This window comes from Desulfovibrio inopinatus DSM 10711 (genome assembly GCF_000429305.1).
GTDB classification, from domain to species: Bacteria; Desulfobacterota; Desulfovibrionia; order Desulfovibrionales; family Desulfovibrionaceae; genus Alteridesulfovibrio; species Alteridesulfovibrio inopinatus.
The window spans coordinates 1-12,888 of record NZ_KE386878.1 but is presented as its reverse complement, the minus strand read 5'-3'; the positions used below and the strand labels follow the sequence as shown (position 1 = coordinate 12,888).

Here is a 12,888-nt window from a genome sequence, read left to right as displayed (position 1 = left end):
ATGAAAGTTTCTATTATTATTCCTGTCTATGGTAATATCGGTGGCACTTGTCATTTATTGGACTCTATTAAGCGAAATACATCCTTCGAATATATATCTGATATTTTCGTTTCAGAAGATTGCTCGTGTGAGTCAGAGTATGAAATACTTGAAGAATATATCTCTCGATTAGGTGCTCCGTTTATATCCCATCGCAACTCTACGAATCTTGGATTTGGAGGGAATTGCAACCAGGCCTTTGAAAAAGTCCGTTCGAATTGTGATATCGTCGTATTTGCGAACACCGACACAGTCGTTCCTCCTGGGTGGGTTGAACGTTTAGAGGCGATTTTTCACGATGACGATGTTGCCTTGGCGAGTCCTTTTTCCAACAAAGCCGATGCTCAGTCCGTATTTTATTCCAAAGGTGCCGATTGGTTAGAAGTAGACGAACTTTTGTCCAGACGGAGTCCACAATATCCTCAGCTATCAAAGATAAGCGGCTTTTTTTTAGCAGTCCGAACGACGCATGAACAATTATTTAAACCATTTTTATTTGACGTCGAAGCCTTCGGCAAAGGATATTGGGAAGATACTGATCTGCATTTTCGTGCGGTAGAGCTTGGACTCAAATCCGTACTCATCGACAACCTCTTCATCAAGCATGCAGGTTTTATAAGTTTTTCTTCTGCGAATGCTGAAGCTGCTATAGAACTATCTGAAAAAAACAGATCTATTTTTCTAGACAAATGGCGAGGGGTTGACCTCGATATTTTGAAGCCCATCAACGTTGTCGAAGCATTGGATGGTGTTCGAGATAGACAAAGTCGTATCTTCAAATGGGAAGCGCGACGACATCTCAATTTATTAGTTGTTGTTCCTATCGGACCGAATACGTATGCGTCTGGGGGAGGGACGGTTATTTTTAACCTTCTTGATAAGCTTATCGATTACGGTTTTACTGGAAATATACTCAGCAATCACCAAGTTGACGCCAGATTTTTTAATGAAAAAGGCTTTATGCCTTTTGAGCACGTATCCGAATTATATCGTCGAATTGATTCAGTAGATCACGTGTGGGCCACTTCATGCGGTAGCGTTGCCCTTGCAAGCACCATTGCAGATCACTACGGCTGTAAGTTGACAATGTTTGCTCAAGGACCAGAGAGCTATTTTGGAGAAGCATCAAATTCAACAGATTTCCTCAATTATATCCCGACTATTGACAATGTAGTTTGCGTATCTCCGTATTTAAAAAAGTATTACGACGCCTTGGGAATCCCAGTCGATGCAACGCTTGATCTCGGACCAAGCCGTCATGATTTTTATAAAATACCATCTCTCACAAGAAGAGCAAAAACTATTGCTATTAACATAGCAAAAGCCCCCATGAAGGGGCCTTCACTCGCAATGACGTTCTGTTTCATTGCTTTGAAGCGAGGATTTGAAGTTATTTTATTCGGAAGTGGAAGTGGTGAGCTGGATATCGACGTCCCTCAATTGGGGTATTGTACACCAAGTGATCTGCTATACTTGTTTAACCAAGTTGAGTTTGTGGCAGACTTTTCCATCTTTGAAGGTCTTGGGTTAGTCTGTCTTGAAGGTGCATTTTGCGGCGCTATCCCGATCTTTACGAAGAAGGGAGGCCTTGACTCTGTATTTGAACACGGCAAGAATGCAATAATCATTGACTCACATGCTGACTTTTTTCCTGTTTTTGAACAGCTTGAAAAGCTTTCAGATACAGATAAAGACGACATACGTAATAATTTGTCGCAAATACCTAAGAGCAGAAATTTTGAAGCTGCATTTTCTTCTTTGCTTGAGTATTTGAAAAAAGACGCAAGACACATTGATCTTGCAACATCTCCTCGGTACCACAGGGCACTCATAGAGCCGTCGTCTCCTCTCTATGCATCCTATATGGATCAATTGGCTCTATTTTCAGATATTTCTGCCTATCCTCTGACGCATATCAAAGAACTTGCTCTCCCTACTGCGAATCCTCCCCGACATTTTATTGATAATATTATTGTAACCAAAGACGTTATTCATGTCGTAGGGTGGGGAATTGAAAGAGAAACCAAAACGTTCCCACGATTTATTGTTCTTCTCATCGATGATATGATTGCGTTCGTAACCACTCCCGAGGTTCAACGACCTGATGTTCAACGCATCCACGATTTAGACTCTGATGCTGTTGGTTTTAATATTCAACTCTCCAAAGAACTTCTTATTCACTTCTTGTCGATATACAAACCTTTCCAAGAAAATATTGACTGGACTTGGGAGAAGAAAGCTATTTCAGTTGCTTATATTTTTGATGACAGTCTGTGGCAGTCCGCACCACTGTACAATGCATCTTTCCCACATACTCCTCTCAACATCATATGGCAAAGGACTCCTAAACAAATTTCTGATTTCACCCCCATGATTCGATACAATTACTTGCAATCGATCTATACATTCAAACAACTTCCAAAACAGCACCACCCTCTCGTCGGGATAAAACAGCATATCGATACAGTCGAAATAGACGATTCAAGTCTTTACATCAAAGGATGGATATTTGGAAAACACGGAGTTCCTGAAGTTGCACTTCTCTTTGTGAACTCACGCCTCGTTGCGTCGTCAACGATATCAACTCCCCGACAAGATATTATGAAACATTATCAAATAAGCCCAACCCTCTCCAAATGCGAATTCCAGCTTCAACTCGATATTAACGATGATTCGGGTAAAACGCCCCCTGAGGTCAAAGAACTCCTGTCTACGCAGCCTCTTGATTCACAAAGAATCACTTTACTGTTCCCCTTTTTACGTGGATGGCATGAAATTGTAATTCAACCTAGTAGCTAAATACTGCAGACTCATCTCAATGCATACACGCAATCAGTGAATGATAAATCAGAAATACAGAGAGAGGACATGCCATTCTTACATCATTTTTTTCTGTAAGAGCAGATCCTATTCTTTGCTACGATTGAATTTCACCGTTAGACAAGGATACCTTCTTTGAACAAATAGCTCATGACATTTGCTATACACCTTACTTACAAATATGGTCCGTTTTTCATGGCGCATCACAAATGTATTTCATCCTTGACAGCCGAAAGCATCAAACGCTACCCTATAAGACCTCCTATTAGAGCGAACATCCTTAAGCAAAGTTATGTAAGTGGGTAGGTCTTAAATATGATAATTGTTCAAGGGTCAAAAAGACAATTTCTTTTCTATCTCACATCGAGAACTACGACTTTTGAACAATATCGAGACATCACTCAATGTAGTCGTCTGGAACAGGTTGAACGCCTAAAAAACCACATTACGGCCTGACGTTATTGGAGACGTCATAATTATGAGCAATACAATTCTCGCAATCAGTACTCAGCGGTGTGGAACAACAGTTTTCAGAACGTCGTTCCTTGAAAACTCTGATATCACAGATTATTGCGAAGTATTTCTCAGGCCGGAAAGTATAATAGATAAATTATTTAATACAGCAGAATTTATTGAAAATCTAAAGCAAGGCAAGCCTTTTGATCTCATTTTCAGAGAACTCAATGCTATACCTGCAGATAAAAAAATATATTTCGACATAAAATACAGCCAATTGTCACAGTATCTATTTTATTATAATCATTTCATTGGCCCCATTCCTGAAGATTTTATCCAGCTTTTCTCGGAAGACCACAAAACGATTCATCTGACGCGGTCGAATAAGTTCAACATTTTAGTGTCGCGACTTGTAGGTCGAGCTCGGAAAGAATGGCATCACGAGGCTGGTCAAGTCCCTAAAAAAATTGACATAACCGTACCTATTTCAGGTTTGCATAATTTCATTAAACAAAAGCAACTTGAAGAGTATTTCTTTCACGGTTTTTTTGAAAACAAAGAAAACACTATCCATGTTCCCTATGAGAGTCTTTTTCAAGATGGTGGATTTTCTAAAGATCTCTCCGAAGCCATTACCAACTTCCTTTTTCATAAATCAACACATATAACCCCCAAAATGACGAAATCCCAGCCGTATCCACTCAAGGATATCATTATCAATTATGACGAAGTAGAGATGGAACTCAACAACACAGAGTTTAAATGGATGTTGGAGGATCAAGGGAACAAAAGTTCTTTACCTTTTGGTTCCTACTCCGATCTTACAATTCCCGACACCATTTCTTCCGTATACGCCGCACATTCCCAATTGACGAATGACGACTGGATAGCAATCGGTGAAACAGGATTTTTCTTTGAAGTATGCAAGTTACTTATTAGATTGCAAAAATTAGACACAGCGAAAGCCTTTCTCGACAAGGGAATCGCCATGAATCCAGAAGTGGCTGTCCTCTATTATCATAGAGCCCGTACATTTTTTGGCAAAAAGGATATGGAAGCCGCTACGCGGGATATCGACAAAGCCTTAAGTATCGAGCCGCAAAATGAGCTATTCCTCAATCTGAAAAACCGATTGAAATAATGCAATTGAACCTGGGTAAGGGGTTCTTAATCCCTAAATTGGAGGTTAAAAACTGGTCCTCAGGAGGCTATCTGGTATCAACGTAGAAGCCCCAAAGGCTATACCCAAGTGATGACTTCTTCCCAACAGCGGTATTTGAAGAAGTAGCCGGGGAGGCGTACCTTGTCGAGTGATCAATCCAAAATGAAAACCGACAAAGTACGTCTCCCTTGAACAAAGGGAATACGACCCTACTCCAGAGCTGTGAGCACGATCCTGAAAAACGACCAGGAGGCATGGAAGGGCAATTCTCGTAGAAAATATATAGTTTGCGCTCAAATTTTCTTTACCCTTTCTCGAACTAATTCTGTCAGCATTTACAGGTTTGTTGCTTGCTCACCGAAAAGTATACTTTATGAGCTATAATTTATTTTTCCCGTGGTCCTGTTTTGCATTGACACTGCCCCCTATTTTACTCATAATTTAATCATGAAATTTTCATTATTATTATTTATTTTTTGCTTAATAATCCCCATTGTGCTGTCCACAATTTACTTCGCATTTGTGAGTTTTCTGGACATGGATCCGAATGCGGAAAAACGTCCAAAACCCAAAAATAGTATTTTTTGGGATGAGAATGATATTGAAGATTTTCTGCGGAATTCATAAACAATCATAGCATCCTTCATGGGAACCGTCTAAAGACAATTTGGATTCGTCCAACAGGGTGCCGTGTTTGTCGGGGAAAAGCTCCCCGTGGTGCTTCTTTTTTAAGCGAATACCACACCGAAATGCCCTGGTATTCTCCAGAGTGTCGTAGTATTCTATACGCCACGATATTCATCCGATAATGTGAAGAATTTCACTCGCATTACCTATATAAAAATCTTGGCATCACACTCTTGCGATATTTAGCAGGAGGGGACATTGCCCCTTCCGCATTGTTTCCACCATCTTTAAAATACCAAACGCATTCACAAGGTTAAGGTGATTAACAACCGTTCCATGCAATTTCAGGCCAGTGACTTTGCCCCGTCATTCGCAAGGACGAGATTACCCTCTTTTCCCTGAAGAATCGCATTAATAACATCTAAAGTATGCTCCGGCCCTGTGACCGCGATACAGCGTACGCCAGTACGCCTTGCTGCATAATCATTTCCGCCCGGCTCAAGTCGATCACCTACAAATATCATTTCCGGAATCGAAAAACCGAGAACTTCAACCATCTTGTTCAATCCATACGCCTTATCGATTCCTTTGCGTGTAATATCAATGGATGTAGTCCCACCATAGTTTATATCAAAATCATCTATCGATTCCAAAAGCATTTCCCGAATGACTGCGCGCTTCTGTTGATCCGGATCCCAGACGGCTTTTTCCTCCAGGGGGGCTGCCTGTCCTAAAGCGGAAAACGTAATTTGGCTTCCTCGATCCTCAATCATCTCTCCCCACAATTGGGATGGATTATGTCCAAATCGGTCCAATGCGTCTTCAAGAGCTGTAATGATGCGCTTTTTTTCTGATTCGGACAGATCTTCCGAATACACATTCTTCCACGCATTGTTCTCAAAACGATAAAACGCCGCACCGCATGTAGGAAACAAGAATAATCGCGAAATGTCAGCATGTTGTGGAAGGTTAGCGAGAAATTGGGTTGCAAACTGTGAAAATCGGCATCCCGACACAACAGCAACGCTTTTCTTTTGCAAGAGTCGCACGATTGCATCAGCCATATCTCGCTCAAGCGGAGCCTTGCTTTTCGCCAACGTTCCATCGAGGTCAAAAACAATGAGCTTACTCATTTCCACGTACAGTCTCCTTTTTGCAGCTCGGTTCGCCAGACGCTCCCTGATCCACCGGCTGTGTTCTCAAAAAATATTCATTCTCTTTTCGGCTCTTGACCGGGACCGAGCAACCACCTATTTTTAGGAAGTCACTTCAACTTTTGGGACCACGGGATACACTCATGACCCTTTGCCACTTTCCTGCTACGTATCGTCCGTTCCTTGCCATCTTGCGATATATCTCGTCCCGGTTGCCCGGCGCCATGAAATATGTCCTCCTCGCTGGAACGCTTGCCCTTGTATTTGTATCGAAACCGGCTTTTGCCTTCAACGAAGAACTGCTTATAAGTTGTGCATTGCGTGAAGCCCTCGCGATGATCACCTGCAAGCCGAAGTCAGAATTCAACTACATGGGGATTCGTGACGGAATCTATATTTACAACGCGTATTATGGCGCAGAGTACACCGAATTTTATTGTCAGCGTTACGGAAACAATGTGGTTATTTCCAGCCGAGCTTGGCAAGGAAAGCGATCGGCGGCTCGCCTCGTGATCGACTATCCGTCGGGATGTGTTATCGCGACAGTGGACAAGCCTCAGTGCTCTGTCATCAGTGAGGCAAAATGCTGTGGCGCAGTGCCGGCTCCGCCCCCGCCTCCCGATCTTGACATGTTACCCGGCTCTTAGCCAACAGACAAAGTCAGATTCGCCGTAATGCAATCGTTAATCCAATAAGTGGAACAAGAATATATAGCGGCCATGCTAAGCCCTTTACAATAAGGAAGACTCCAGCTGCAAGCAATGCAATCGCATATACCCAGGCTTCAATATAGATACCCAACTTGGCGCCTTGCATCGTCAATTCGGGGACAAGCCCTTTTTTCTTGCCTCCACCATTGGAATCATTTTGTTGGCGGGGCTTTGAACGCTCTCCTTGCATGGATTGCAATTTGTGTCCGCAACGCACGCACATATAAACATCGTCATTATTCACTTCGCCACACTTAGGACACATCATTTTTGAGCTCCAGGCCGGATAACCCTATGGGCAATGCATCGACGGACTGTGCCATGCCTTCGTTTTGCATGAAGGTACTCCTACTCAACCACTGCTTACAGTCACATCGGACTTTCTTATGACACCACCGTCTCATGGACAACACGACATGTCCATTATGCAAAACGATCAGATGCCTGAGTTCATCCAAAAATTGAAGGGTGAATTCTGCCTGCAACTTATCAACGCCGTCAATGATTTGGTTATTATTTTAGACACGGACCGCCGAATTTTGTTTGCAAATAAAAATGCCATGTCCATGTTTCAAACCACTTGCGAGGATATCGCCGAAAGGCGGATTGGAGAAATGTTGGGCTGCATTCACTCCACGCTTCATCCTGACGGATGTGGGGCGACTCGCTTTTGCGACAAATGCGGTGCATTCCATACCATAAAAAAGGCTCTCACGGGAGCCTGTTCTAAAGAAGAATGCCGTATTCTTCGTAAAAATGGAAATATCTACGAAGCACTGGATTTCCTTGTTTCGACAACTCCAATATGCATTGGGGAGACATCAATTCTCGTTGTTGCCTTAACCGATATTAGTTCCGAAAAACGCCGCCGTGTTCTTGAACGAACATTTTTTCATGATGTTCTCAATACTGCGGGAGGTGTTTGCGGCTTGACAGAATACCTCGTTGATGTCGCTCCCCCCCAGATTCATCCCGATCTGTTAGTCATCCATGAAGCCTTGAACGATCTCGTTGAAGAAATCAATGCCCAGAAAGAACTCATCGCTGCAGAAGACAGCGATCTGAGTCTCCAATTCTCGTCAATTTCACCGTCGACGTTACTCGACTATGCAAAGAAGACATATGAGCGTCATCCCGTCGCCGAAGGCAAGCATATTATCTGCGACAATGCATGTACTGCATGCATTATCGAATCCGACGAACCTCTTCTCCGGCGCATCATGGGCAACATGGTTAAAAACGCTCTTGAAGCTTCATCCCTTGGTGACAGTATAGTTGTCGGATGTCGTACGGAGCCCCAGCATGCTATTTTTTTCGTTAACAACCCCAATGTAATGTCCGAGGATGTTCAACTGCAGGTTTTTAAGCGCTCGTTTACAACAAAAGGTTCGGGAAGAGGACTTGGCACGTATGCCATTAAGCTCTTTACGGAAAGCTATCTTGGGGGAACTGCCTGGTTCACTTCCGAACCAGAAACAGGCACAACATTTTTTGCTCGTATCCCAAACAAACTTTCTGAAAACCATACAGCATGAGGAATTGACGATGCCCGAGGACAAAGCGCCTGCTGAACAGGAATGTGAATTCAGTTTTAATTCGGTCTGCTGCCATAGCTGTGGAGCATGCTGTGAAATTGCGCCGGATTTATTTACGCTCGATGAACATGGTGAATGTGTATGTCTTGCGCAAAGTGGACCACGAGACCGCGTTTGGGAAGCAGCGACACATTGTCCGAACGACTGCATTGAACTTGATGACGAAAACTGAATCTTGCAATTCCGGACCTCTCTGCTCTATGCGCCACATTGCTCTGCTGAGTCTGGCTTTAATTTTATTCATGTCAGTGACGGCTTGGCCTGTATACTGTCAAACGTCATCGGCAGAAAAAAAGCTTGTCCAAAAAAAACGTCAGGCAGATAAGACAAAAGCTTCCATCAAAGCATTAACGCAGAAGGAGCGTGAACTTCATAAAGAGCTCGCCGATTTGGAAGATCGCATGAAGCAATTAGCCGATGACGTCGACAACCGAGAGAAACGTCTCGCGTCCATTTCCGCAAAAGAAGCTGAACTTGCGAAAGAATATGGCACACTGACGAGCTATCGTGATAAAGCGCAAAATCGGGTACAGCGTATTATGGCGACACTGTGGCCGCTGCATCTCCAATCCTTGTCGAGTCGATCGCTCGATGTCTCGTCATGGGACGAAGCCGACAGACGGTTTACTTGGCTAAAGTCCATTTACAACGACGCCGGAGAGGCCTTGGCTGACTATAAGATAAAGGCCAGTCAAGCAGCGGAAAATCTTGCGGCGCAGGAAGCCCTCAAAGCCGATATCGAAGCCCAATTTTCTCGCGTGAACGCCGTCAAGGATACACTGCTGCAGAATCGTCTCAGCTTTCAAAAAAAGCTCGATGCGGTACGTAAGCAGAAAAAAAGTGAAGAAGAGAGCCTGCAACACGTCATTGCAGCGATTGAAAGCCTCAACTACAAACTGCGACCCAAACCAGAGAGCAGCAAAGCGTTCCCAAAGGCAAAAGGCGGTCTGGGATGGCCTGCATCGGGACTCATTGTCTCATCGTATGCCCCCAAAGCCAACCCTCCCCGCCGCGGTATAGGCATGAAACTCCCTACCGGCACACGCATTCGTGCTGTTGGCCCGGGCAAAGTGGCGCATAACGATGTCTTGCGAGGGCTTGGACGTGTGGTTATCATCAACCATGGTGGCGATTATTATAGTATTTATGCGTTTTTGTCCGAAAGCAGCAAACAGGTCGGTGATACGGTCGCAACAGGTGACACGGTCGGAATTGCAGGCTATTACCCTGAAGCCAAGGGTGAGGGCCTTTACTTTGAATTGCGTTTTCGACAAAATGCCATTAACCCCAAAGCGTGGCTGGCTGCGAAATGATATCCGCTGCCCATATCGACCTGACAGATGGAAACGGTTCACCTTTCGGTCTCCCCTCCTGAGTTCGGTCGCATACAACGCCATTTTCCGGTTCCGGTCCGGCGGCACAGACCGTTCCGGGCCCTTTTGTTTGGATGCAAGACGCCTGCCGGCTCGGCTTTCCGGCCTTTTGCGCAGCCATTTTATTGGAGGAAGATATGCGCACTACTGTAAAAATCGGTTTACTTTTCTTTTTTTTATGCCTCCTCTCGCCCATGTGCTCTTCGGCCAAAGTGTCCGAAGATCGCTTTGCGCCGTTGAAGCGCTTTAGCCAAGTGATGGACCTTGTCGAAAACAACTATGTCAAGGATGTAACACGCGGCGAACTCATTGATGGTGCCATTGTCGGTATGTTGCAGCAGCTTGACCCGCACTCAAGCTTTTTGACCAAAGATGAATTCAAAGAAATGCAAGTCAGCACTTCGGGTGCATTCGGTGGAGTCGGGATCGAAATCACCGCCGAGAACGGTCGACTTGTTGTTATCTCGCCGATTGAAGACACCCCGGCCGACAAAGCAGGTGTCCGAGCTGGCGACGTCATTTTGGAAATCGATGGTGTCACGACGCAGGACATGACTCTGATGGACGCGGTCAAGAAAATTCGCGGTCCCAAAGGAGAAGCCGTCAGGTTGACCATACTCCATAAGAATGCCCAAAAACCTGTGCGCGTCAATATTGTACGCGATACAATCCCCATCGTCAGTGCCAAGAAAACGGAACTCGATAATGGTTACCTCTTGATCCGCTTGACTCGCTTCAATGAAAACACCACAGAAGAGTTGCAAGATATTCTCTCCGAATACACGAAATCCGGAAAGCAGATCAAAGGAGTCATCCTTGATTTACGCAACAATCCGGGTGGCCTGCTCGATCAAGCTGTTAATGTGTCCGACACCTTTCTCTCCAAAGGGGCTATCGTCACCATCAAGGGCAAACAAGGCGACCAGAATAAACGCTACGAAGCGTCATCAAGCTCTGATGACGTCACAGCTCCAATGATCGTGCTCATCAATGCTGGAAGCGCCTCAGCGTCGGAAATCGTAGCTGGTGCATTGCAAGACCAGGGACGCGCCCTACTGCTTGGAGAAAAAACCTTTGGGAAAGGCTCAGTTCAGACTGTCATTCCATTAACCGACGGGTCCGGTATCAAGCTGACAACAGCGCTGTATTACACTCCGAGTGGCCGATCAATTCAAGCTGAAGGCATTGAACCGGATTTCGAAGTGCCGCTCCAAGAAATTGAAGGTAGCGATACCTATTCCTCCCTGCGTTTCCGTGAAAAAGACCTGAGTCGACATCTCGAAAATTCGAACAAAGGCAAAAAGGGACACGACAAAGACGAAAAAGAAAAAGCGCAGGAACTTCTTGAGCGTGACAATCAGCTCAAACTGGCGCTCGAACTTGTCAAACAAGCTCCCGTCCTCACCAAGAGCAAAGTCAAAAAAAACAAATACCAATAACCTGCTTTATGCGGGAAGCATCTTAGTTCCGTGAAAAAACGTCAGTCAAAATCAACCGCCCCGGTTCGAGGTCATACGCCGAACCGGGGCGGTTTCCTTCTCCGTTGTCTCTGGGTTTCGACGCTTATTAGCCTGCTCATTCTTACAGGTTGGTTTGGCTTTCGGCTGTTTCAAGAGCCTCCTGCACAGGCTCGAGCAATGTACGCACAAACAAACTGTTTTCGGGCCAAGGTTGCTCCGTGTCCGAAAGACGGTACAGACGATAATACATTGCCCAACTCAGCCTATGAAGAACAATTCGCCGGTTCGGTCTATCACGGAACGGTGTCGACGCTGGTGACAACCCCTTTTATCGAACCGGGACCAACTGGGCCTAAACTCGCCATAGTAATCGATGACCTCGGTCAAAGTAGTCAGTTTGCATCTTCACTGATTCAGCTCGGCTACCCCGTCACCTTTGCCGTCCTCCCGTATTTACAAAATTCAAAACGCGTTGCCCAAATCGCGACGACAAACCACATTGATCTTCTGCTTCATCAACCGATGGAACCGCTGAGTTATCCGAAGATTACTCCAGGCAAAGGAGCCCTCTTCACCTCTATGCCCGCGGAGAAAGTAACCGCGACGGTCAATGCCAATATCGATAGCCTTCCAGGGGTCACAGGAATCAACAACCACATGGGATCACGCTTCACGCAGTCTCGTGCTGGCATGCTTGCCGTGGCAAAAGTCCTCAGGGAACGGAACCTGTTTTTTCTCGACAGTCTGACATCTCCCAAAAGCGTGGCTGCTAGTGTCGCCAAGAAACAGGGACTTCCTGTTTACCGGCGCAATATATTCCTGGATAACGCTATTTCTGAGCAAGCGATTTACAAACAACTCAAATCGGCGGAACGCTTAGCCCTCCGCCAGGGGCAAGCCATCGCCATTGGTCATCCCCATGGGGCAACACTAGCCGCGCTACAGCGCTTTGCCAAAAATCGTGACACACGTGTCATATTGGTTGGAATACACCTGTTGACACCCGATATGGCCAAATAACACTGGTTCTTCTTTCCATCCCCTGCGCCCTGCTTTTCTTGGAAGAAATCACAGCCAGCACAATGCACGTGCCACAAAAAAGAATGCGATAGACATGAGCCTATCGCATTCTTTTTTGTCAAATTTTCTGCGTACAGTCTTAGGCAGTGTCGTCACGAGATTGTTAGCCACCAAAAGAGACAGCGAATCTGAACAGCCGCGAGAAATGAAGTTGTCATTTTTGCGTAACGTGTAGCTATCCCTCTCCATTGCTTGATGTATAAAAATGCGTTTTCAACAAGATGACGTAACTTATAAATATACTTATCATACTTTCGCTGTTCTTTACGGTTTCTCCTCGGAGGAATAACAGGTGTCATATTTCTTCTTAATGCTTCATCAACAATTTTTTGCGTGTCGTATCCCTTGTCCGCAATAAGAAATAAAGCGTTTATTCCTTGAATGAGCGAGAGAGCTTTTGAGCAATCAGCTT

At 45.0% G+C, this 12,888-nt stretch carries 11 protein-coding genes; 8 read left to right on the top strand and 3 right to left on the bottom strand.

Going from position 1 to position 12,888, the window contains the following annotated elements; translation table 11 throughout:
- Entirely contained in the window at positions 1-2,838 is a 2,838-nt protein-coding gene (locus G451_RS0120535; RefSeq protein WP_027185707.1) for a glycosyltransferase, read from the top strand.
- A gap of 499 nt (positions 2,839-3,337) precedes the next feature.
- Positions 3,338-4,456: a tetratricopeptide repeat protein gene (locus G451_RS0120530; protein WP_027185706.1), complete on the top strand. Its 1,119-nt coding sequence runs from the start codon at positions 3,338-3,340 to the stop codon at positions 4,454-4,456.
- Positions 4,457-5,448: 992 nt separating this feature from the next.
- Here the strand turns inward: G451_RS0120530 and G451_RS30810 are convergent.
- Positions 5,449-6,237, bottom strand: coding sequence for an HAD-IIB family hydrolase (locus tag G451_RS30810; protein WP_051261794.1), 789 nt, complete (start codon positions 6,235-6,237; stop codon positions 5,449-5,451).
- 164 nt (positions 6,238-6,401) lie between these two features.
- Between G451_RS30810 and G451_RS30805 the strand changes: the two genes are divergently transcribed.
- A complete protein-coding gene (locus G451_RS30805) occupies positions 6,402-6,905 on the top strand; it encodes a hypothetical protein (RefSeq protein ID WP_051261734.1) in 504 nt (167 codons plus the stop codon).
- A 13-nt stretch (positions 6,906-6,918) separates the two neighbouring features.
- On the opposite strand, the gene G451_RS0120510 is transcribed toward G451_RS30805, so the two are convergent.
- The gene (locus tag G451_RS0120510) at positions 6,919-7,236 is read right to left on the bottom strand and encodes a zinc ribbon domain-containing protein (RefSeq protein ID WP_027185704.1); all 318 of its coding nucleotides are present in this window, start codon (positions 7,234-7,236) and stop codon (positions 6,919-6,921) included.
- Positions 7,237-7,354: 118 nt separating this feature from the next.
- Between G451_RS0120510 and G451_RS30800 the strand changes: the two genes are divergently transcribed.
- From G451_RS30800 to G451_RS30795, 5 genes are all read left to right on the top strand, one after another.
- Entirely contained in the window at positions 7,355-8,503 is a 1,149-nt protein-coding gene (locus G451_RS30800; protein WP_034643307.1) for a PAS domain-containing sensor histidine kinase, read from the top strand.
- 10 nt (positions 8,504-8,513) lie between these two features.
- Positions 8,514-8,735 (top strand): ferredoxin, encoded by a 222-nt coding sequence (locus G451_RS34685; RefSeq protein WP_084448686.1) that lies wholly within the window; start codon positions 8,514-8,516, stop codon positions 8,733-8,735.
- Positions 8,736-8,763: 28 nt separating this feature from the next.
- Positions 8,764-9,876: a murein hydrolase activator EnvC family protein gene (locus tag G451_RS0120495; RefSeq protein ID WP_169727920.1), complete on the top strand. Its 1,113-nt coding sequence runs from the start codon at positions 8,764-8,766 to the stop codon at positions 9,874-9,876.
- Positions 9,877-10,073: 197 nt separating this feature from the next.
- Positions 10,074-11,375, top strand: a complete 1,302-nt coding sequence (locus tag G451_RS0120490; RefSeq protein WP_027185702.1) for a S41 family peptidase — start codon at positions 10,074-10,076, stop codon at positions 11,373-11,375.
- Between the two features lie 30 nt (positions 11,376-11,405).
- The gene (locus G451_RS30795) at positions 11,406-12,416 is read left to right on the top strand and encodes a divergent polysaccharide deacetylase family protein (protein ID WP_051261732.1); all 1,011 of its coding nucleotides are present in this window, start codon (positions 11,406-11,408) and stop codon (positions 12,414-12,416) included.
- Between the two features lie 152 nt (positions 12,417-12,568).
- Here the strand turns inward: G451_RS30795 and G451_RS0120480 are convergent.
- Positions 12,569-12,888, bottom strand: a 320-nt coding sequence (locus G451_RS0120480; RefSeq protein ID WP_027185237.1) for an IS5 family transposase, incomplete at its 5' end; no start/stop codon positions are given.